The organism is Xenorhabdus yunnanensis (genome assembly GCF_028598805.1).
Taxonomy (GTDB): Bacteria; Pseudomonadota; Gammaproteobacteria; order Enterobacterales; family Enterobacteriaceae; genus Xenorhabdus; species Xenorhabdus yunnanensis.
In genome coordinates this window covers 38241-59196 of record NZ_JAQRFI010000024.1, presented here as the reverse complement: position 1 = coordinate 59196, position 20956 = coordinate 38241, and the positions used below count along the sequence as shown (strand labels likewise).

The 20956-nt window shown below is 40.0% G+C and carries 18 protein-coding genes, 2 tRNA genes and 1 pseudogene; 12 read left to right on the top strand and 9 right to left on the bottom strand.

The annotated features are described in order from the left end of the window. Positions 1 to 118: 118 nt before the first annotated feature. Positions 119 to 1654, bottom strand: coding sequence for a murein biosynthesis integral membrane protein MurJ (gene murJ / locus PSI23_RS11750; protein ID WP_273555264.1), 1536 nt, complete (start codon positions 1652 to 1654; stop codon positions 119 to 121). Between the two features lie 171 nt (positions 1655 to 1825). Here murJ and PSI23_RS11745 point away from each other — a divergent pair, with 171 nt between their 5' ends. Both PSI23_RS11745 and PSI23_RS11740 read left to right on the top strand, forming a co-directional pair. Next, on the top strand, positions 1826 to 2203 hold the full coding sequence (locus tag PSI23_RS11745; RefSeq protein ID WP_273555263.1) for an IS1096 element passenger TnpR family protein: 378 nt from the start codon (positions 1826 to 1828) through the stop codon (positions 2201 to 2203). Between the two features lie 147 nt (positions 2204 to 2350). Beyond that, positions 2351 to 3231 (top strand): annotated as a pseudogene (locus tag PSI23_RS11740) (ISKra4 family transposase); the annotation flags it as partial. An 80-nt stretch (positions 3232 to 3311) separates the two neighbouring features. On the opposite strand, the gene rimJ reads toward PSI23_RS11740, so the two are convergent. Beyond that, the gene (rimJ, locus tag PSI23_RS11735; RefSeq protein ID WP_273555262.1) at positions 3312 to 3899 is read right to left on the bottom strand and encodes a ribosomal protein S5-alanine N-acetyltransferase; all 588 of its coding nucleotides are present in this window, start codon (positions 3897 to 3899) and stop codon (positions 3312 to 3314) included. A gap of 175 nt (positions 3900 to 4074) precedes the next feature. Between rimJ and mdtH the strand changes: the two genes are divergently transcribed. Together mdtH and PSI23_RS11725 are read left to right on the top strand one after the other, a co-directional pair. Beyond that, positions 4075 to 5280: a multidrug efflux MFS transporter MdtH gene (gene mdtH, locus PSI23_RS11730; protein ID WP_273555261.1), complete on the top strand. Its 1206-nt coding sequence runs from the start codon at positions 4075 to 4077 to the stop codon at positions 5278 to 5280. 84 nt (positions 5281 to 5364) lie between these two features. Beyond that, on the top strand, positions 5365 to 5931 hold the full coding sequence (locus tag PSI23_RS11725) for a lipoprotein (protein ID WP_273555260.1): 567 nt from the start codon (positions 5365 to 5367) through the stop codon (positions 5929 to 5931). Between the two features lie 84 nt (positions 5932 to 6015). On the opposite strand, the gene PSI23_RS11720 is transcribed toward PSI23_RS11725, so the two are convergent. Together PSI23_RS11720 and ghrA are read right to left on the bottom strand one after the other, a co-directional pair. Continuing rightward, entirely contained in the window at positions 6016 to 6558 is a 543-nt protein-coding gene (locus tag PSI23_RS11720; RefSeq protein WP_273555259.1) for a TorD/DmsD family molecular chaperone, read from the bottom strand. An 82-nt stretch (positions 6559 to 6640) separates the two neighbouring features. After that, positions 6641 to 7588 (bottom strand): glyoxylate/hydroxypyruvate reductase GhrA, encoded by a 948-nt coding sequence (ghrA, locus tag PSI23_RS11715; protein WP_273555258.1) that lies wholly within the window; start codon positions 7586 to 7588, stop codon positions 6641 to 6643. 311 nt (positions 7589 to 7899) lie between these two features. Here ghrA and PSI23_RS11710 point away from each other — a divergent pair. Both PSI23_RS11710 and PSI23_RS11705 read left to right on the top strand, forming a co-directional pair. After that, a tRNA-Ser gene (locus PSI23_RS11710) sits at positions 7900 to 7989 on the top strand. Positions 7990 to 8126: 137 nt separating this feature from the next. Further along, positions 8127 to 8216 (top strand) — tRNA-Ser (locus tag PSI23_RS11705). Positions 8217 to 8483: 267 nt separating this feature from the next. Here PSI23_RS11705 and PSI23_RS11700 read toward each other — a convergent pair. From PSI23_RS11700 to PSI23_RS11685, 4 genes are all read right to left on the bottom strand, one after another. Beyond that, the gene (locus tag PSI23_RS11700; RefSeq protein ID WP_273555257.1) at positions 8484 to 8993 is read right to left on the bottom strand and encodes a DUF6622 family protein; all 510 of its coding nucleotides are present in this window, start codon (positions 8991 to 8993) and stop codon (positions 8484 to 8486) included. Positions 8994 to 9392: 399 nt separating this feature from the next. Next, entirely contained in the window at positions 9393 to 9728 is a 336-nt protein-coding gene (locus PSI23_RS11695) for an alpha/beta fold hydrolase (protein ID WP_273555256.1), read from the bottom strand. A gap of 24 nt (positions 9729 to 9752) precedes the next feature. After that, positions 9753 to 10598: a VOC family protein gene (locus PSI23_RS11690; RefSeq protein WP_273555255.1), complete on the bottom strand. Its 846-nt coding sequence runs from the start codon at positions 10596 to 10598 to the stop codon at positions 9753 to 9755. Between the two features lie 158 nt (positions 10599 to 10756). Continuing rightward, complete coding sequence (locus tag PSI23_RS11685; protein ID WP_273555254.1) at positions 10757 to 11443, bottom strand: helix-turn-helix transcriptional regulator; 687 nt, start codon at positions 11441 to 11443, stop codon at positions 10757 to 10759. Positions 11444 to 11709: 266 nt separating this feature from the next. On the opposite strand from PSI23_RS11685, the gene PSI23_RS11680 reads away from it, so the two are divergent. The 6 genes from PSI23_RS11680 to PSI23_RS11655 all read left to right on the top strand — a co-directional run bounded on the left by PSI23_RS11680 (position 11710) and on the right by PSI23_RS11655 (position 18701). Further along, the gene (locus PSI23_RS11680) at positions 11710 to 12309 is read left to right on the top strand and encodes a CDP-alcohol phosphatidyltransferase family protein (RefSeq protein ID WP_273555253.1); all 600 of its coding nucleotides are present in this window, start codon (positions 11710 to 11712) and stop codon (positions 12307 to 12309) included. A 33-nt stretch (positions 12310 to 12342) separates the two neighbouring features. Beyond that, entirely contained in the window at positions 12343 to 14154 is a 1812-nt protein-coding gene (locus PSI23_RS11675; RefSeq protein WP_273555252.1) for a bifunctional alpha/beta hydrolase/class I SAM-dependent methyltransferase, read from the top strand. Positions 14155 to 14184: 30 nt separating this feature from the next. Then, the gene (locus PSI23_RS11670; protein ID WP_273555251.1) at positions 14185 to 15540 is read left to right on the top strand and encodes a dual specificity protein phosphatase family protein; all 1356 of its coding nucleotides are present in this window, start codon (positions 14185 to 14187) and stop codon (positions 15538 to 15540) included. Positions 15541 to 15551: 11 nt separating this feature from the next. Next, on the top strand, positions 15552 to 15950 hold the full coding sequence (locus tag PSI23_RS11665) for a hypothetical protein (protein WP_273555250.1): 399 nt from the start codon (positions 15552 to 15554) through the stop codon (positions 15948 to 15950). 178 nt (positions 15951 to 16128) lie between these two features. After that, the gene (gene dauA / locus PSI23_RS11660; protein WP_273555249.1) at positions 16129 to 17817 is read left to right on the top strand and encodes a C4-dicarboxylic acid transporter DauA; all 1689 of its coding nucleotides are present in this window, start codon (positions 16129 to 16131) and stop codon (positions 17815 to 17817) included. Between the two features lie 584 nt (positions 17818 to 18401). Further along, the gene (locus PSI23_RS11655; RefSeq protein ID WP_273555248.1) at positions 18402 to 18701 is read left to right on the top strand and encodes a hypothetical protein; all 300 of its coding nucleotides are present in this window, start codon (positions 18402 to 18404) and stop codon (positions 18699 to 18701) included. Between the two features lie 179 nt (positions 18702 to 18880). Here PSI23_RS11655 and PSI23_RS11650 read toward each other — a convergent pair whose 3' ends face one another. Continuing rightward, entirely contained in the window at positions 18881 to 20806 is a 1926-nt protein-coding gene (locus tag PSI23_RS11650; RefSeq protein WP_273555247.1) for a sigma 54-interacting transcriptional regulator, read from the bottom strand. Positions 20807 to 20956: the final 150 nt, after the last annotated feature.

Sequence of the window (20956 nt, the reverse complement as noted above, 5' to 3'; positions counted from 1 at the left end):
CCCACAATAATATTTGAACATTTTATCCATGAGCAGATCGTCCATACCTATCGTACTAATTTAAAATAATACCGCCCAATAAATAATTGAGCGGTTCATTTAAAAGTATTTATGATTACTATAATCCCCGATGAGCGAAATCCTTCAATCGGAAACCCATCAAAGCCAATGCAGCAAAATAACTACCGGCGCCCGCAATGACAACTCCCATTAACCGTAGCAGGCGCAATGCCATATTGCCCTGCTCCCAAGCCGGCATTACCCACAACATTGCCAGTAACACCCCGACCATTACCGCAATTGCCACGACCAATTTCAGCAGGAATACGCCCCATCCTGCTAATGGCTTAAAGATCTCACGCTTACGCAATTGCCAATAAAGCATACTGGCATTGAAGCAGGCAGCCAAACCGATAGAAAGCGCCAAACCCGCATGTTTCAATGGGCCAATAAAAACAAGATTCATTAACTGAGTTAAAATCAACGTCGCAATTGCAATCTTAACGGGCGTTTTAATATCCTGACGAGCGTAAAAACCCGGAGCGAGGATTTTAACCACAATCAATCCCATTAAACCAAAGCAGTAAGCGATCAATGCCCTTTGCGTCATTTCTGCATCAAAAGTAGAAAAATTACCGTATTGAAAAAGTGACACTGTCAATGGTTTCGCCAGAATCCCTAACGCGACCGCACAAGGCAAAGCCAACAAAAAACAAAGGCGCAATCCCCAATCCATTAATCGCCTGTATTCCTCGTGATTTCCACTGGAAAAACTTTTTGCCAGTGAAGGCAGCAGGATTGTTCCTAATGCCACCCCCAATACCCCCGAAGGCAACTCCATTAAACGATCAGCATAATACATCCATGACACTGAGCCAGAAACCAAAAACGAGGCGAAAATAGTATTAATGATCAATGAAACCTGACTGACTGAAACCCCAAAAATAGCAGGCCCCATTTGCCGTATAACCCGCCATACACCACTGTCACGGAAAGAAACCCGCGGCAACACCAACATACCTATTTTTTTCAGGTGAGGAAGCTGATAAACCAATTGCAAAATACCACCGGCAATCACAGCCCAACCCAGTGCCATCACTGGTGGATTACAATAAGGTGCTACAAACAGCGAAAAGACGATCATGCTGATATTAAGCAATGTGGGGGCAAAGGCGGGTACAGAAAAGCGATTCCATGTGTTTAGCACCGCTCCCGCCAAGGAAGCCAAAGATATCAAAAAAATGTAGGGGAACGTAATTCTGAGCAGATTACTCGTTAAGGCAAACTTATCCGGTGTATCTGTAAAACCCGGCGCTGTCACATAGATAATCCAAGGTGCAGCAATCACACCTATCACCGTGACTACCGCCAAAATCAGCGTCAGCATCCCTGAGACATACGCAATAAAGGTACGTGTCGCTTCATCTCCCTGCTGATTTTTATATTCAGCAAGAATAGGAACAAATGCTTGTGAAAAAGCGCCCTCAGCAAAAATACGGCGCAGTAAATTAGGTAGTTTGAAGGCAACGAAAAAGGCATCCGTTGTCATGCCAGCACCAAATATACGAGCAATGATGGCATCACGAATAAAGCCCAGAACGCGGGAGAACATCGTCATTGAGCTAACCGCTGCCAGTGATTTCAGTAAATTCATGGTATTTTCTAAAATTGATTTTTATGAAATGAACATAAGAGATATAAAAGCATTAAGCCAAAAAATCAAGATAATGTTATTGTATATCAATGAGTTCCATTCATTCCAAAGTTGAAAAGAATTGTGAACAATCTACATACAACCAAATGATTTTACAAGATATTATTTTTTTTGATAACCCCTACAAAATTACGCTTGATGACTTTGAATTTGATGCCGGTGACCGTTTTACCTAACGAGTACAACTTTTTCGAGAACTGGCTTCACGACATCCGTATTGAAGCTATTCTCGGTAATTCTGACCTGAAGTCCCCTTTTTGTTTGGCCGGGAATAGAATGCCCGGAGCGACGTTAGCTGATGAAAACGCTAAGACACTGGCATTGCTTAACGCGATTATTCATACCGATGAAACGGCAACAGTCAGAGAGATTCGTCCATTGATTGATGCTCTTGATGCTGTCAGATTTAACCGTCCAAAGGTTAACAGCCAATTACATAAATTTAATCTTGATTCACCTGAACTGGAGCCGATTGTGATATGGCTGTAGCGGATAGGGGTGATCGGTATCCCTAAAGGGATAAAATTAAAGCTGGCCTGCGATAATGTGGGATTAGGTGTTTCTACATATTATAAATTGCGTCACCGGCTAAAAAACGGGGATATACAGTAATCACAGCCCCGGGAGGACAGTATCATACAATTCACGATCCAAATAGCGGTGGTCGATAAATCAGGTCATAGCCATACTGAGAAACTATTCACGATAGAAAAACAGAACGATACCCCAAATGACATTAGGCTTTCCCTGTCTGAATCCAAATTACTCCTGAAGGCTATCCAGCAATCGGTGATCCAGAAACAGGCATCTGAATACCTGGATGAACATCGTGCTTGTCCTTGCTGCCAGCGAAACCGTCGGATAAAAGGCAAACAGAAAATCCAATATCGAACCTTGTTTGGCATCATCCCTGTGGAGGGATTTCGGGTTTACGGGTGTGCTTGTGAGAAAAATTCAACCCAAACCGTTAGCTTGCTCAATAACTGGTGTGATGCGCATACTCACCCGGAACTTAAGTATATAGAAACCCGATGGCTTCACTGATGTCTTATGGGCTGATGGCCAATCTGCTCAAAGATATTCTGCCGATGGGTGAGCGTTGTAATGCTGCTACAATCAGAAATCACCTCTGTCAGACCGCCAAAAGACAAGAGGCCGAATTAGATGGACTGCCTGATTTTCTTCCCGGCGCTCCCAGAGAATGGGAAAAATTACTCAAACCGGGAAAACCAATGACAGTGGGCATCGATGGGGACTACGTCAGAAACCGGGACGACAGAAAACACCATTTTGAAATCATCGCCGGAAAATCATTCGCGGCTAATGTCCCAACCAAACGTTTTGGTTTTGTGCAGTGTCTGGAAAATCACCCCAGAAGAAAACTAATAGCCCAGTTATCTTCACTGAGTATGCAGGCTAATCAACAAATTACTTTCTTATCGGATGGTGCCGATAATCTCAGGGATCTGCAATTTAACTTGTACCCTGAATCCCAGCATGTACTCGACTGGTTTCATGACAAAGGCGCTTACCGCATAAGTGTCCCACACATTTTTATGCTCTCGATCATCACCTTAAACAAAATATTGCTATCAACTCATAAACTCACATTACCCCATAAATCATCAATCAAGGATGTCAGCACATGATCTTGCCAAACTCCATCAATCATTAAATAATTCTTGGCGTAACCTTCCCGTTCAAAACCGAGCTTCTTAAGTAAATTCCCACTGCGATGATTATGTGGCATGTAATTAGCCATAATTCGGTGCATTTTCTGGTGACGCTGCATATAACGGATTGCTGGTTGCAACGCTTCATACATTAGCCCTTGCCTCTGCCATTTTTCTCCCAAAGAATAACCAAGGTAACAAGAATAAAACGCTCCTCGCACAACATTAGTGAAATTAGCAACCCCCATCACTTCATTTTCATTCGAATCCAATAGCAAAAAATTAAATGTAGCTCCCTGCCGTTGCAATTCCGCAATATAACTCAACCTATTTGTCCATCCAGAAGGTTGATAAAAACTACCATCCCTTGTCGGTTCCCACGGCTTAAGAAAATTTTTATTCTCTGCATAATATTCAGCCAGTCTATAAGCATCCCGTTCATACACCATACGAACAACCATTCTATCCGTAATAAAGCGAATCTTGGGAGATGTAGAACGATAACCAAACATGTTTTCTCCTGATATTTACCTCGAAAAATTTTTAAGTAATTTAACGCTTACAGAATTTTTTATCATCTCCGACGATAAAAAAATATCATCTATATTCCCTCTACCTTAATACTTAAATTAAGTCCAAAATAACAAAAAATTCACATTTGTTTTTTTCATATTTCGATGGTGCAAAATGTCATTAGTTTCACAAGCGCGTAGCTTGGGTAAATATTTTCTTTTGCTCGATAATTTATTAGTTGTTTTAGGATTTTTTGTTGTTTTTCCCTTAATTTCCATTCGTTTCGTCGAGCAACTTGGCTGGGCTGCCATTATTGTCGGTTTCGCTCTGGGCTTGCGGCAACTTGTACAACAAGGACTGGGCATTTTGGGTGGCGCGATTGCAGATAGGTTCGGTGTCAAGCCGATGATCGTTACGGGAATGTTACTTCGTGCGATGGGTTTCGCCCTGATGGCTCTGGCATCTGAGCCTTGGATATTATTCCTTTCCTGCATTCTGTCTGGATTAGGCGGAACATTATTTGATCCCCCAAGGGCTGCACTGGTCATTAAATTAACCCGTCCCCATGAACGAGGGCGTTTTTATTCACTTTTATTAATGCAAGACAGCGCCGGAGCTGTAGTCGGTGCACTGATAGGAAGCTGGTTATTGCAATACAATTTCAATATCGTTTGCTGGATTGGTTCAGCTATTTTTGTACTGGCAGCATTCATTAACGCATGGCTTCTGCCTGCTTACCGCATTTCAACCAGCCGAACACCGATCAAAGAAGGTATAGGACGCGTTATTAAAGATCGTCGGTTCTTTTACTACGTGCTGACATTGACGGGTTACTTTGTTCTGTCTGTACAAGTCATGTTGATGTTCCCCATCATTATCCATGAAATTTCCGGCTCACATACTGCTGTTAAGTGGATGTATGCCATTGAGGCCGCGATTTCCCTGACTCTGCTGTATCCTATTGCACGTTGGAGTGAGAAACATTTCCGACAGGAACAACGACTAATGGCAGGTCTGTTTTTAATGAGTATATGTATGTTCCCAATTGGTTGGATTAATCAATTGCACCTTCTATTTAGCCTAATTTGCCTGTTTTATTTGGGCTTAGTGACCGCAGATCCTGCACGTGAAACACTGAGTGCTTCACTGACCGATCCACGCGCACGTGGCAGTTACATGGGTTTCAGCCGACTGGGGCTGGCATTGGGGGGCGCATTGGGTTATACCGGCGGTGGATGGCTCTATGATACAGGCCGGGCTTTAAATATGCCGCAACTACCATGGCTTTTACTGGGGTTGGTGGGCTTAATCACTATTTATGCTCTTCATCGCCAATTCAATCAGAAAAAGATTGAACCTATCATTATTGATAAACATTAATATTGACAAACGTTAATCATCCATTGAACTTATCACTTCATAAATAGTGTAAAATCTGCTCGTTGAAAATTAAGAGGAGACAACATGAAAAAATTTTTTTTAGGGGCAGTATTGATACTAGTTGGATTAATCAGCGGCTGTGATCAATTCAAGGCAACCAGTATCAATGAAAGCCAGCTCAATGATTATTTATCGAAAACAGTTCATTATCAAAAGCAAATTGGCCTACCCAACCTAGCCAAAGCCGATGTCACACTGGGAAATTTAACCAGTCAGATTGGTCGCCTTGATCCGAAAAAAATTGAATTATCAACTTCAGCCAAAGTTCAATTAGTGACTTCGCTGGGTTCAGCTCATGCTGATATGAAATTGATCATTAGAGCTAAACCAGTATTTGATGCAGGAAAAGGCGCTATTTTCCTTAAGGAGCTAGAAATCGTCAACGACAAAACTACACCAGAATCAGCTGCCACATCAATTAAGACACTGCTCCCTCATTTGAAGGCTTCTTTGAGTGGGTTCTTTGATGCTAATCCGGTTTATGTTTTGAGCCAAGACAAAAGCAAAACTGAAGCTGCTGCTTCAAAACTAGCCAAAGGATTGGAAGTTAAACCTGGTATATTGGTTATTGATTTAGTTAAGAAAAAATAATTTTTATTACCAATAAAATAATAAGGGCAGGTTATTTAATTACCTGCCCTTATTTTTAAACACAAACAAAATAACGTGACGTTGTCACTCAGGCTCCAATTCTTCACGTAACGCCTGCAATGCTTCGCGGGCAACAATCGCCAGAGTTCGATAAAAACCGCTGGTTGCATGAGCTTCAACTTTACCAAGAAATTGCCCGCACCAAGGTAACAAATACTCATCAAACAACGCAATCTGGGCCTGAACTTCATCTTCTGCGGCCTGATCTTCCAACCACGATGCAGCCAACAATAAGGAGCCAAACTGATCAGCAGGAGTATTAGACAAAGGCATGCCTCGCTCCACTAAAAACTCACGTATTTCGCTTTCATTCTTATCGGTATAATCAGAACGGCAGACTGCCACGTTCGCAGACTCTCCGGTAAACAAAGCATGATAATCGGCTTCAATCACCGATAACTCACTGTTTTGCTGTAACCTATCCAACAATTCATCCTGTTCCAAAGGCCATGCTTGTTTCAATTTTCCCCCAGCAATCATAGCAATCACAGGTTGCAGAACAGGATCTTGTGGTGCTCGGTTAAACAATGTTCCTAATATGCGGCAAACTATAGAAAATTCGTTCATGATTTAATCCAACCCAATAACTTACCTAAATAATGGATGTTGTTATTGTCCCTAATCGCCTACCTTGCTGTAAAGCTACTTATTAATAACCAAGAGTCATATCAACGAGACCAGTGGGTAACTCACCTTTTTCCATTCGCCGGATATTTTCACAAATCACATCTATAGCTTGATCAGGGATCGTATTTGCCGCGATATGTGGAGTGATATTAATGCGCGGATGAGTCCAGAAAGGATGAAAACTTGATAATGGTTCTTCAACAAATACATCAAGAGTCGCACCAACAACATAACCTTTATCAATGGCAATCAGTAAATCTTGCTCTACGAGTTGCGCACCTCGTGCAATATTGATCACATATGAGCCAGTCTTTAGCTGTTTGAATAATGAAAGATTTAAGATGCCACGAGTTTCTGGTGTATCTGGCAGGATATTAATCAACACCTTACATTCAGAAAGAAAATCACCTAGCTGCCCTTTCCCGTAAAAGCTCTCGACATGATCAATTTGTTTTGGCGTTCGGCTCCAGCAGCGAACAGTAAAATCAAATTCATTCAATTTTTCAATCACACTACACCCTAAAACCCCTGCTCCCAAAACACCAATGACAAATTCCTTTCGATTGTGGGGCGGCACGGGATTCCAAAGACGTTGTTCTTGGTATTGTTTATATTCATCCATGCGGCGGAAATAGTGTAAAACAGAAGAAAGTGCGTACTCCTGCATTTGCCGCGCCATGCCTGTATCTTCAAGGCGTATTAGTGGAATCCCCTTTGGTAACGTCCCCGGATTTTCCAATTCTTGTTTAAGGATGGCATCCACACCAGCACCGAGTGAAAATATCCCTTTTATATCCTGACGATTGGCTAACATTTCATAGGGAGGCAACCAAACTAAAGCATAATCAGCAGGAGCATTATCACCACTAACCCATTGACGAACGTTAGCCTCAGGTAATCTAGTTTGTATTCCCTGAATCCATTCATCAGAATTAAAATTAAAGGAAGGGTGAAAAAAAATGATGTTCATAAAATCTCATTCCTTTTTGTTTTTCTAATAGGGTTAACTTATTGCTGAAAGGTTGCAAGCCTCCGATAAGAAGACAGGAATGAAAATATTGATAATGTTATCTGGTTAACAAATTTGTCATGACTCGTTGCAAAAAGAGAACTTTTGCTATCGTAATTGCTTGCCAAGCACTCAAATTGTTTTTTATTTGTCTAATCAGTCAAAAAGCCTGAAAAAATCCTCATAAGCCTGTTGACGCTTACCACTCTTTTCCCTATAGTAGCGCCCCGTTGTAGCGATGAACTGAAAAAACCACTGCAACAACAAAATATGGTGAGGTGTCCGAGAGGCTGAAGGAGCACGCCTGGAAAGTGTGTATACGTGAAAACGTATCGAGGGTTCGAATCCCTCCCTCACCGCCATTTTCTATGAAAGAGCCTGAACACAATGCTCAGGCTTTTTTAGTGTCTAACCAAATAACCAGAGTATTCAGGTTAAACAAAATAGTTAGACATATTGCAGTAACGTATTCTTATTGAATGCACCAGAAACAAAATTCGGTGAGGTGTCCGAGAGGCTGAAGGAGCACGCCTGGAAAGTGTGTATACGTGAAAACGTATCGAGGGTTCGAATCCCTCCCTCACCGCCATTTTCGACGAAAAAGCCTGAACATGAGTTCAGGCTTTTTTGCATTCAAATTCCTGCTGATGATTTAATATCACAACAAACGGCACTGGATAACCCTGATACTTTTCACTAATAAAAAATTAGCCGCTAAAAATCATGGCGTTATTTATTGTAGAATCTGTGGGTAAATAGCCTGTCGTTTTTATATCCGCTATGGATTTAAGTTAAGTGGATATAACCGTTATCTATATTTGCCCTTCCCAATTCGACTAATGAAACTGTATTAATCTTATAATTTTTTCTTATTCCTATAATAATGAATAAATAAATTAAGTGTTCCACCCCAAAAAACACCATCTGATAAACCACATAAAAAACCAAACATTAAATTAAAGTTTAAAGAATGTAATAAAACAGCATTAATACTTATCATAGCAGAAAGAATAAACTTAACTATAAAGACGATAAGAATAAGGCTCAGAGTTAAAGGTGTTCCTGAACGGATGATTAAGTTACTTTCATCTTTTTTTCTTAATCTTGGCTGATTACGCCATAAGTACCATCCTATGCCACCACCCGCGAATACCCCTAAAATAAGCGCTAAAAAGGCAAAATTTGAAAATGTCGTTTCATGCCATACACTGTAAACAGCCCATATGAAAAACAAAATTGGCATAAAAAACAGGCGTTCAATACGCATTTCCCGATCATATAACGCATTGATACCTCGTTTAATTAGAAAAGCAAATAAAACCCAAACCCAGATAGGAGTACCTTTAATGATGTCTAAAATTGACATATCATTCATCCTTCTTGCATTAATCATAAGATGTTAAACATAAAGTTTTTCATAGTTTAAAAAATAGACCATCATTTATATTAGTACCAAAGATAAACCAATTACTTTTGTATTTATACCTAGGAGAATAAGACAATGCTTTTCAACATAACAATTTTCCCAAAAAAAATATGCCTGAAAAAAATCTGTTTTCTTTCCAAGAAAACATCATCATATATCTCAGGCATAATAAATTTAATCGCTTGAAATTAATGGGATAAAAATTCTTTCAAAAATGGCATCAATAATTCAGGTTTTTCTTCATGTGGTGAGTGCTCGGTAAAAGGAATATTTAATAGACTAGAATGAGTGATTTGGTTGGCTAACTCAGTTAAGTGAGTTAGCGATACTAAACTATCCTTATCGCAACGCAACTATACCTCCATCGCTGTGACCAATAATACTGCATTTCCCTAACCTTAAATGTCTGACTATCGCTTCTACATCTTGTTGAAGGCATTTGTACGATAGGATTTTTTGTCCCAAAGTTGATTTTCCCTGCCCTCTGCTATCTATACCAATAAGTTGATAAGTGTTTCCAAGATCGCTTAACAAATGGTTAAAAGTTTCAATATGACTTAAGCCACCATGCAGAAAAATAAGTGGGTAACCATTGGCATTGCCTTGGATCTCATAATAAATATGAGCACCATCCATTTCTAAGTAACGACCATCTTGATGATTAAAACCGTACATAAAACTTTATCTCCTTCATTTTCCTTAATCCAAAGGACACACTCGAATCATATGACCATCAGGATCTTTCACGAGGAAAGTACGACCAAAGACGTCAGTGTAGGGTTCCTGCTGGATTTCAATGTTTGGATTCTGTTGCCATTTTTCGAAGAGCTGATCAACAGCTTCACCAGAAGGTAACATAATACCCATCTCTGAAAACCGTGGAACTGTGTTATCTGGCTTCGTACCTCCACTCCAAATAGCAAAAATGGCTTCTTTGCCTGCATTAAACGCCACATAACGTGGGCTGGAGAAAACCGGTTCTGTGTTGAAAATCGTTGTATAAAATGCCGTAGAACGTTCGATATCAGAAGAATAAATCAATTGAAGATTAGGTTTAACAAAAACGGATTTTTCTGCATCATTTTTTTCAACTAAATCAGTTCCTTCAATTAAATCTTTTTCTTTAACTACTGCCTTAAGTCTTGAGAGTGTTTCAACCAGATCTTGTGTCACCTGCTTAAAAAAACTTATGGCTTGTGCATCAGAAATATTGTCTTCAGGCTCAAAAGAAACACTTACCTGAATGCAATTTGCCATGTTACTTTCGTCGGTCAAAATTTGGTGGCAGAAAGTTAACATCCCCATCTGCGGCAGATTGACCTGATCGGTAAACTCTTTATTGACTTCAATGTTTGCAAGATAGAAACGAATTTCCGGCATACCACTTAATGCCATCCGGCCGTATTGCCCCGTTTTCACTTCACCTTCAAATTCAAAATACTCGAGATCAATCTCCCATTTTTTCCGCAAATCAAAATCAATATAATGCGCCCAAATCTCAGATGGCTTTGTATTTACCGATGTAGCAAAAGTTAAGGTCAACATAATAAAACTCCAACAGCCTGATGGCTGACTCAGAACATTAAGGAGCCTCAGAGTAGCAATCTGATGTGACAGTTTTTGTCAGTAGTTATTCTGTGTTATGAAACAGAGGAAAATATTCGACAACTCTATTAATGGGCCTTTCATGGATTATATTGTAGTTAGTTTGGTATTTTTTCCGTTTCTCGCCATTCTTTAAGCAACGATTGTCTTGAGCGGGGATAACACTGTGGTTCTATCTTTAAATCGCTCATTCTATCCGATCTGAAATGGCGAAATGTTTTTCTTAATTCACACCATCCAATAACAATACTGATATTCTCAAAATATCCCAGCGCAAAGGGCCATATTGTTCTCATTGATTGATTACTTTTAAGATCTAAATAAGCAAAAGTAATTTTATGCCTATGACTAATCGCTTGCCGTATCCGGGGGATATCAACAGAAGTTTGAACCTTTGTAGCCGCTGGCCCAATTAATAATGAGTTCGTCTCAAGATATTGTTTTAGTTCTGTTGGGATCACTGCCGCAATTTTTTTTATTGCGCTATTTGCCGATGCTTTTAGCTGTGGATCGGCACGTTTGACCACCCAACTGGCTCCTAATGCCAAGGCTTCTATTTCATTTTGCGTTAGCATTAATGGGGGTAAAACAAACCCCGGCCGTAACACATAGCCTATACCCGCTTCCCCCTCAATGCTTACACCTTGAGCCTGTAAGGTCGCAATATCCCTATAAAGTGTTCTTAAGCTGATATTCAACTTGTGAGCCAATACCTTTCCCTGTACGGGAAAATGATAACTACGCAATATTTCCATAAGAGATAACAAACGTTGTGCCCTAGACAATTTACCATTTCCTTTATATTAATTGTTCAATCCAATCAAACTTATAAAACTCATTATCGTCCCGTCATCGATTTTAAACTGTATCATGGCAGAAAGGCTGTCACTGAACAGTGGAAAGGTATAATCACAAACGAAAAATTAATAATAGCTTGATTTAAATCATAAATTATTGTTCATCCGAACAAGATTTATTTTATTTGATTGCTCTTTTTTGTTATTTATTTTATTAGTAAAAGCAGTTTAGTCTATAAAGGACTCAAGGTAAGATGACTATCTACAATCTAAAACCGCGGTTCCAAAACCTATTGCGCCCTCTCGTCACTTTTCTACACAAATATGGAATCACTGCCAATCAAGTCACATTAAGTGCAATGTTTTTGTCAATCGCTGTTGGTTCATTTCTAAGTTTATTTTCTTCTGCCGCTTTCTATTGGCTACTACCTATTTTTCTATTTATCCGCATGGCACTCAATGCAATTGATGGCATGTTGGCACGAGAACATCATCAACAATCTCATTTGGGAGCTATTTATAATGAACTCGGAGATGTGATTTCCGATGTTTCACTCTACCTCCCTTTCTGTTTTTTACCTAATGTCAGCGATATCAGCCTATTAGTGATTTTATTTCTGGCTATCCTGACCGAGTTTATTGGCGTTCTGACACAAACTCTTGGCGCATCACGGCGCTATGACGGTCCAATGGGAAAAAGTGACCGGGCTTTTGTCTTTGGTGCTTACGGGTTGGTTATAGCGCTTTTCCCTTCAGCCTTGAGCTGGAGCCATTATTTGTTTCCTTTCATGATCATTTTACTCTTGATAACTTGCTACCAGCGCGTTATCAAAGCATTGCATGAAGTCAAATAAATTGAATAGTCACAATCTAAATAAGGCATTACCATGACGCTTTTATCAAAGACACATTCATTTAAGACATATTCATCAAAAAAACCAGCGTTAAATCAACGCGTTGACGAAGAACATTATTTCATTGCATCAGATCAGGCTTCCCTGTTTTATCGTTATTGGCCACAAGAGCAGGATAAAGCAGAAAGAGCCATTATTATTTTTCACCGTGGTCATGAACATTCAGGGCGTCTCCAGCATATCGTTGATGAACTTAATCTTCCCGATGTGCCAATGTTCGCTTGGGATGCCCGTGGGCATGGAAAAACAGCAGGGACACGTGGTTATAGCCCATCAATGGGTACATCTATTCGTGATGTTGATGAATTTGTCAGGTTTATTGCCACCCAATACAGCATTGCAATGGAAAATATCGTGGTAATTGGTCAGAGTGTCGGGGCAGTTTTAGTCTCTGCTTGGGTACATGATTACGCGCCAAAAATCCGCACCATGATACTTGCTGCTCCCGCGTTCGATATTAAATTATACTTTCCTTTTGCGGTACAAGGGTTGCAATTGATGCAAAAAGCACGAGGTGTTTTTTTCGTCAATTCCTATGTAAAAGCGAAATTCCTGACTCACGATGAAGCCCGCATTGCTTCTTATGACAGTGATCCGCTGATTACCCGTAAAATTGCCGTCAATATTCTGTTGGAGCTTTATCAAACCGCAGAGCGCGTAGTGAAAGATGCCAGCGCTATTACATTGCCAACACAACTATTTATTTCTGGTAATGATTATGTAGTGAGCCATAAATCTCAACACCAGTTTTACCAACGATTGAATACCCCGATTAAAGAAAAACATGTTATGGAGGGGTTCTATCACGATACGCTGGGCGAAAAAAATCGCCATTTAGTTTTCGATAAAATACGTACTTTTATTGGACGAATTTTTGCTATCCCACGTTATCAACATGATTACAGCAATGAAGATATCTGGAGCCATACAGCCGATGAATTTCGGGCGCTCACTCTTCCATTACCACTCCTGTGTCCCAAAAACCTTGGCTATAAATTGATGCGTAAGGCGATGAATACACGCTGGGGCAAGGCTTCCGAAGGTATTCTCCTCGGTCTTGAAACGGGTTTTGATTCCGGTTCCACACTGGATTATGTCTATCGCAACCAGCCAAAAGGTCAGGGAATTTGGGGACGGTTAGTGGATCAGCAGTATCTCAGGGGTAACATTGGTTGGCGCGGCATACGGCAACGTAAAAGCAATATAGAAACATTAATTCGTCAGGCCATTCACCATCTACATCAACAAAATATGCCTGCCAATATTGTCGATATCGCCGCCGGACATGGACGCTATATCCTTGATGCAATCAAAGATTTCAGCAAAATCGACTCCATTTTGTTGAGGGATTATAGCGAACTCAATGTCAATCAAGGCCAAGCCTATATTGCAGAGCATAATCTCACGGGTAAAGTCCGTTTTGTGATCGGTGACGCTTTTGATACTGAAAGCATTACATCCATCACTCCAACACCAACATTGGGCATTGTTTCCGGTCTTTATGAATTGTTTTCCGACAATACATTAATCGGAAACTCCTTGCGCAGTCTTTCTGATGCCATCGCAGAAAATGGATATCTGATATATACAGGACAACCCTGGCATCCACAGCTTGAAATGATTGCCCGCGTTCTTTCCAGTCATCGTGAAAATCAACCGTGGATCATGCGCCGACGCACCCAAGGTGAAATGGATGCGCTGGTAGAGGCGGCTGGTTTTGAAAAACAATTTCAATTAACTGATGACTGGGGAATTTTCACTGTATCAATCGCCAAGAAAATTTAATGATAAGAATATAATGATAAGAATAAATAGATGAGAAACTCGACAAAACTCTCGCATAATGATCAGCATGATAGTCGTCAGCGTTTGTGGCTGACAGCCGTTATCTGGCTGTTATTTCTCGCGCCACTCTTTTTCATTACTTATGGGCAGATCAATTCATTCACCGCGCAAAGAGACAATGTGGAAGTTATGGTGTTCAGTTGGGAACATGACATTCCTTTCTGGTCATGGACGATTATTCCTTACTGGAGTATTCATTTATTTTACGGGATATCACTATTTATCTGTACCAGCCGCCGTGAACAATGGCTTCACGGGTGGCGATTAGTGATGGCATCACTGATTGCCTGCGCCGGATTTTTGCTATTTCCTGTGAAATTGTCGTTTTCCCATTCTATGGCAGAAGGCATTTTTGGGTGGTTATTTAAGCAACTGGGACTGTTTGATCTGCCCTATAATCAAGCTCCTTCCTTACATATTATCCTGCTATGGTTACTCTGGCTGCGTTATTCAGCACACCTTCAAGGCCATTGGCGTGTGCTGCTGCATATCTGGTCTATCTTAATTGCTTTATCAGTTTTCACGACTTGGCAGCATCATTTTATTGATGTGATCACCAGTTTTACTGTGGGTGTTGTGATTAGTTACCTGCTACCTATTTCACACCATTGGCATTGGCAACCAAGTCAAGATAGCTATGCCAGAAAATTATTTGGCTATTATGCAGGAATCAGCCTGTTTTTTGCTCTGGTGGCATTTGGGCTAGGTAACATTTTCTGGGTCTTGTTGTGGCCTGCAATATCATTATTGATGGTTGCTCTCGGCTATGCCGGATTGGGCAGTTCAGTGTTTCAAAAGCAATCAGATGGCCGGATGTCACCGTCAGCACGCTGGATAATGGCACCCTATCAATTAGGTGCCTGGCTCTCTTATCTCTGGTTCCGGAAAAAAAGTGCGCCATATAATCAAATTACAGAAGGGATCATTCTTGGTTGTTTGCCACATCAATCAATTATCAAATCAGCTAAAACAGTTAGTGTTTTGGATATGACAGCGGAATGGCATAGAAAACCGGATATTTATACAGCAAATTATATTTGCCAACCTCAAATCGATTTATTGCCGTTGACACCGGAAGCGCTACAATCTGCTGTTTGTGCACTGGACAAATTGCATGAAAAAGGAAGCGTATTCGTTCATTGCACACTCGGATTATCCCGTAGTGCAATGGTCGTGGCAGCATGGCTGCTAAAACAGCACCCTGAATATGATATTCCCACCGTTATCACTATGCTGCGTCAAGCCAGACCCCATGTTACTTTCAGGCAAACACACCTGAATGCCCTTGTTCAATGGGCAGAATATTATCAGCACCGAAGGGTATGAAAGAGTATAGTATGCAACCAGAAACACTGACGGCTAAAATCGTTATTGCCACACTACAAAGCTGGCGCTTTATCTCTGGTTTATCTGCATTTGCAACTCTTATAGCGACAGCAATATTAGTGGCAAGCTCAAATAATATTGCGATTTATGCTATGTCGATATTCTTCTCTCTACTCAGTCAGTACTATTGCTGGCGCATTTGGCTAGACTGTCACTATTTTCAGATCTTGAATTCGCATCCTGAAAGGAATGCCGAGTTAGATCAAACATTATTGCTGATATTCAATAAACCACCCAGACCACGAACACAAAACGATCGCTTTAAAGGCTCAATAAAATTGTTAAAACGAGCAATGATAAGTTTGATCCTACAATTAGGGCTATTTTTACTGTTTATAGTAGTAAGATAAACACTTTTGTTACATTTAATTAGCAATATGAATTTAATTATTTGATTTTTATTTTATGAACGCTAACCTATCAGTTAACTTTTTGACACATAACACCTTTCTGATCTGATAAAAGCGATATGCTGGCATCACTTTTCTCAGAGCATCATCTGATATCTTATTTTTGGTTTTTAATTAAATGAATACTCGTAAAATTAAGAGGATACGTCCATTTAGTGCGCTTATTGACGCATGTTGGAAGGAAACTTACTCTTTTCCTCGTTTGATCAAAGATATGATTGCGGGGATCACCGTGGGGATTATTGCTATCCCACTGGCAATGGCGCTGGCAATCGGCAGTGGCGTTGCACCACAATATGGCCTCTATACTGCAGCCATTGCAGGTATTGTTATTGCCATTAGCGGAGGATCACGTTACAGCGTTTCCGGGCCAACTGCCGCTTTTGTGGTTATCCTCTATCCAGTCTCACAGCAATTTGGCCTGAGTGGTCTACTGATCGCGACGCTTATGTCAGGCGTTATTTTGCTCGTTATGGGATTGGCACGGTTTGGCCGACTTATTGAATATATCCCTCTGTCTGTCACGCTTGGGTTCACTTCCGGCATTGCAATTACTATCGCCATCATGCAGGTGCAGAATTTCTTTGGCTTAAAACTGGAACATGTGCCGGAAAATTATATTGATAAGGTGATTGCCCTCTCTCAAGGGCTTACTTCACTACAATTCAGCGACACACTCATCGGTTTAACCACTCTTCTGGTATTGATTTTCTGGCCGAAACTGGGATTAAAGTTACCGGGTCACTTACCGGCTTTGATTGCGGGCACAGGTATCATGGGCATCATGCATCTGTTAGGTCATGATGTGGCAACGATTGGTTCATCATTCAGTTATACGCTGGAAGATGGTACACAGGGTCAAGGTATTCCGCCCATCCTTCCTCAATTTGTGCTGCCGTGGAATCTACCAGATACCCACTCTTTTGATATTAACTGGAATACGATATCAGCACTGCTACCTGCAGCATTTTCTATGGCAATGCTAGGAGCAATCGAGTCCCTGCTGTGTGCTGTTATTCTGGATGGCATGACCGGAAAAAAACATCATTCCAACAGTGAATTGATTGGTCAGGGAATGGGTAATATTGTGGCTCCCTTCTTTGGCGGGATCACCGCAACTGCGGCTATTGCTCGTTCAGCCGCCAATGTCCGTGCAGGTGCAACTTCACCCATTGCCGCAGTTGTTCACTCTCTGCTGGTTTTATTGACGTTGTTGGTTCTTGCTCCAATGCTTTCTTATCTGCCGCTTGCAGCTATGTCTGCTATTTTGCTAATTGTGGCATGGAATATGAGTGAAGCTCATAAGGTTGTGGATTTAATCCGTCGGGCTCCCAGGGACGATATCATCGTCATGTTGTTGTGCCTGTCATTAACCGTTCTGTTTGATATGGTAATCGCAATCACTATTGGTATTGTTCTGGCATCGCTCTTGTTCATGCGCAAAATTGCCAATATGACTCGAATCAGTATTTCGCCTCTAACAAATAATGATAAAGATTTACTGATTGTGCGAATTAATGGTCCGCTGTTTTTCGCTGCCGCAGAACGTATTTTTGCTGAACTCAAAGAAAAAAGTGCCGATTATCAAACCATTATCATGCAGTGGGATGCCGTCCCCGTTCTGGATGCTGGTGGACTGCACGCATTTCAGGGGTTTATCCGTGAGATGGGAACAGAGAAACATATCATTGTGTGTGATATCCCCTTCCAACCATTGAAAACATTGGCAAGAGCCAAGATCGAGCCGATTAAAGGGCAATTAAGTTTTTATGCCGCTTTATCCAAGGTATTGGAAGAAATGGATTAATCTAAAGATCACTGAAATATTCGTAACTGGAGAACCCTCATGCTTTCAATTGTCTGCTTCTGACCATTTGGCTTTGGTCTGCCTGGGAGCCGAATAGAAAGCTCCCATTTGACCTATCGTGTTCGGATAAAAAATCCCAGAATGAACTGTAACACATACCCATTGCATTACCCCTAAATTTAGATTGCGTTCCTGTATGAAAAATATAGATATATCACCAATGAAACAGAATTCTCTCTTCAAATCAATTCTGTTAAAGAATCGTTTACAACATACAGTTTATATTAAATATCGCATTAATTTTGGATTTTATAGCAATAGTAATGTAAGTGAACACTGTTAACAAAGCTATAATTTAAAATTTATAGAAAACACATTGAAACAACAGGAGGAAAATAGATGTTTATTAGAAACACATATCTTTTACGATTAATAAGAATATCTTAACTAATTGTAAATAAAATATAAATCGCAAGCATGGAAAAAATAATGTAATTTTTTAAGTATATTGAAACACCAAGTGATTAATTTTATCCATGCTTAGAGTGTTATTATTAATAAAATTTCTCAAATAAGGATGAAGAATGAAATTTATAGAAGAGAAATTCGAAATTTTGCATGAAATAAATAAAGAGGTTGCATCATTCTTGTTAATAGCAATGAATCAAGCAGCTAATGAGGGCTTCGATATCATAGATTGCCATATAGATATTCATCTTGTAGAAGCCCCAATAGATGCTCGAAAATATTACGCCGTGAGCTTTTATCCAATAAAAATTACGTCTGAAAATGTAATGGAATATAATGAGATGGCATTAGATTATTTTAATGTTAACATTGACGCTAACACAAAAAATATCATCACAACTCACTCTAGAAAATAACCAATTTATAATCTAATGATATTAGGTTAATAAATTATTTATAAAGCCAGAAAGTTATTGTAATCTGTAAAAATAAGATTACCGTATATTACCGACTTTGATTATTTGATTAAAGAAATCAAAGATAAGAGGTAAGGATAAGGGGGATGAAACACGTTTTCCAATCTCAAATGAGATTTTTAATAATCAATCCCCAATTTTTTTAAGCGTGAGATCAATGTTGTTGGGTTGATTCCCAACAATTTTGCTGCCCCTCCATCACCAAAAATTTTTCCTTTGGATTGTTGAACGGCAAGAGAGAAATTTTTCATTTCCAACTCCTTGATTTGTTCTATAGTTAGCACGTCTTCGGTTTTTTGTAGTTCATTGTGAATACTTTGACGTGAAATTTTAGATAGTTGTTGATCTTGCTCTAGCAAATAGGTAAAGGAAACGGCGCCTTTTTTTGCTGTAATTAGTGCCCGTTCAATGACATTTTGCAGCTCACGGATATTGCCGGGCCAGTCATATTGCTGTAATTCCAAAATATGCTTTTGTGAGAATGGTAGATAATTTATTTTACGATTGTCACAAATCAGTTTGGTAAAGTGTGTAACCAAAAGCGGAATATCTTCTTTACGCTCACGTAAGGCCGGTGCATAAATCGGGAATACATTTAAACGAAAATACAGGTCTTCGCGAAAGCGTTTGTGTTTCACTTCTTCTTTCAAATTGCGATTAGTGGCAGCAATAATCCGCACATTCACATGCCGCGTTTTTTCTTCGCCTACCCTCTCAAAGGTTCCTTCTTGCAACACACGTAGCAATTTACTTTGTTGATCTGGTTGAATTTCGCCAATTTCATCTAAAAATAATGTGCCCTGGTCTGCCAATTCAAAACGTCCGACACGGTCACGCACAGCTCCAGTAAATGCACCTTTAACATGCCCGAAAAATTCACTTTCAAATAGTTCCGAAGGAATGGCTGCACAGTTGACCCGAATAAGCGGTTGCTGTTTACGGTGACTGGATTGGTGAATAGCACGGGCGATCAGCTCCTTGCCTGTACCTGAATCACCATAAATCATCACATTGGCATCGGTTGGGGCGACTACATTGATTTTCTCAATAATCTGTAAAATGGATGCACTGCTGCCGACAATTTCATGGTATTTATTTTCTTGTAAAATTTCTTCTTGCAGATATTCGTTTTGCTGTTCCAGTCGGCTTTTTAAATCTTGCAGCTCTTCAAGGGCATGAGTCAGTTGTTTTTCGGTATTCAGCCGATCAGTAATATCGCGGAATACCACCACCGCACCGATAATTTCACTATCACGAATCACAGGAGTACTGGTAAATTCCACTGGAAAGTAACTTCCGTCACGGCGCCAAAAAATTTCCTGAATACCTTCATACACAATACCGTCATTTACCGCCGCATAAATCGGACACTCTTCTACAGGATAGTGTTCGCCATTTTCATGGGTATGATGGTGAATCTGATGGATATTGTTACTCAGTACATCTTCAGGCTGCAATCCCAACATTTTAGCCCCTGCGGGGTTAATAAAGGTACACAACCCTTGTTTATTGATACTGTAAATACCATCACCGACTGAACTCAGTAATAAATGCTTGCCAGTATCAGAATCAATAAACAATTCTTGTAAAGCCTGGCATTCTTTTGAATCTGTATGGATGACGTTATCAGCATTTTTATTTAGTTGGCGTTGTTCTAACACTTTGACATCCACCAGCGACCATATCAGCAATGTTTTATTTTTATAAGGCAGTGAAATAGAAGTAATATCCAGCTGGATTTTTCCACCATTCTTATCAAAAGCATACAGCTCATTGCTACTGGCCCAATCTTTTTCCAAAGCTTCTTCAGTGAATGCCAAGAGGCTTGGCAATTGACTGAAATGACCGAAAATGGAAGTTACCGTTTTTTGAATAATTTCATGACGTTCATATCGTAATAGTTGAGTAGCACTGATATTCACATCAATAAACTGGTTTTGGTGTGGATCTAATACGATTAATGCCTGTGATGTGTGTTCAAACACCAACGGGCGAATCGAATCTTCAAACGTTACCCAGTCCGAGATAAAGTCAGTTGTATTCATATTGTTCTGCCGGATTAATATTATTTACTTCAAAACCGTTTAATTAAAACTATTCTGCCTGTATTCATACTATGAAACTTCATAATTGAAACTATCAAATTTCGTAATACTACGAAAAATTATAATCTTATAATCGTTCGATTTATCTCC

Bases quoted from the DNA above. Each gene is read 5' to 3' on its own strand.
- murJ (WP_273555264.1), bottom strand. From the start codon at position 1,654: ATGAATTTACTGAAATCACTGGCAGCGGTTAGCTCAATGACGATGTTC.
- rimJ (WP_273555262.1), bottom strand. From the start codon at position 3,899: ATGTTTGGTTATCGTTCTACATCTCCCAAGATTCGCTTTATTACGGAT.
- mdtH (WP_273555261.1), top strand. From the start codon at position 4,075: ATGTCATTAGTTTCACAAGCGCGTAGCTTGGGTAAATATTTTCTTTTG.
- PSI23_RS11725 (WP_273555260.1), top strand. From the start codon at position 5,365: ATGAAAAAATTTTTTTTAGGGGCAGTATTGATACTAGTTGGATTAATC.
- PSI23_RS11720 (WP_273555259.1), bottom strand. From the start codon at position 6,558: ATGAACGAATTTTCTATAGTTTGCCGCATATTAGGAACATTGTTTAAC.
- ghrA (WP_273555258.1), bottom strand. From the start codon at position 7,588: ATGAACATCATTTTTTTTCACCCTTCCTTTAATTTTAATTCTGATGAA.
- PSI23_RS11700 (WP_273555257.1), bottom strand. From the start codon at position 8,993: ATGTCAATTTTAGACATCATTAAAGGTACTCCTATCTGGGTTTGGGTT.
- PSI23_RS11695 (WP_273555256.1), bottom strand. From the start codon at position 9,728: ATGTACGGTTTTAATCATCAAGATGGTCGTTACTTAGAAATGGATGGT.
- PSI23_RS11690 (WP_273555255.1), bottom strand. From the start codon at position 10,598: ATGTTGACCTTAACTTTTGCTACATCGGTAAATACAAAGCCATCTGAG.
- PSI23_RS11680 (WP_273555253.1), top strand. From the start codon at position 11,710: ATGACTATCTACAATCTAAAACCGCGGTTCCAAAACCTATTGCGCCCT.
- PSI23_RS11675 (WP_273555252.1), top strand. From the start codon at position 12,343: ATGACGCTTTTATCAAAGACACATTCATTTAAGACATATTCATCAAAA.
- PSI23_RS11670 (WP_273555251.1), top strand. From the start codon at position 14,185: ATGAGAAACTCGACAAAACTCTCGCATAATGATCAGCATGATAGTCGT.
- PSI23_RS11665 (WP_273555250.1), top strand. From the start codon at position 15,552: ATGCAACCAGAAACACTGACGGCTAAAATCGTTATTGCCACACTACAA.
- dauA (WP_273555249.1), top strand. From the start codon at position 16,129: ATGAATACTCGTAAAATTAAGAGGATACGTCCATTTAGTGCGCTTATT.
- PSI23_RS11655 (WP_273555248.1), top strand. From the start codon at position 18,402: ATGAAATTTATAGAAGAGAAATTCGAAATTTTGCATGAAATAAATAAA.
- PSI23_RS11650 (WP_273555247.1), bottom strand. From the start codon at position 20,806: ATGAATACAACTGACTTTATCTCGGACTGGGTAACGTTTGAAGATTCG.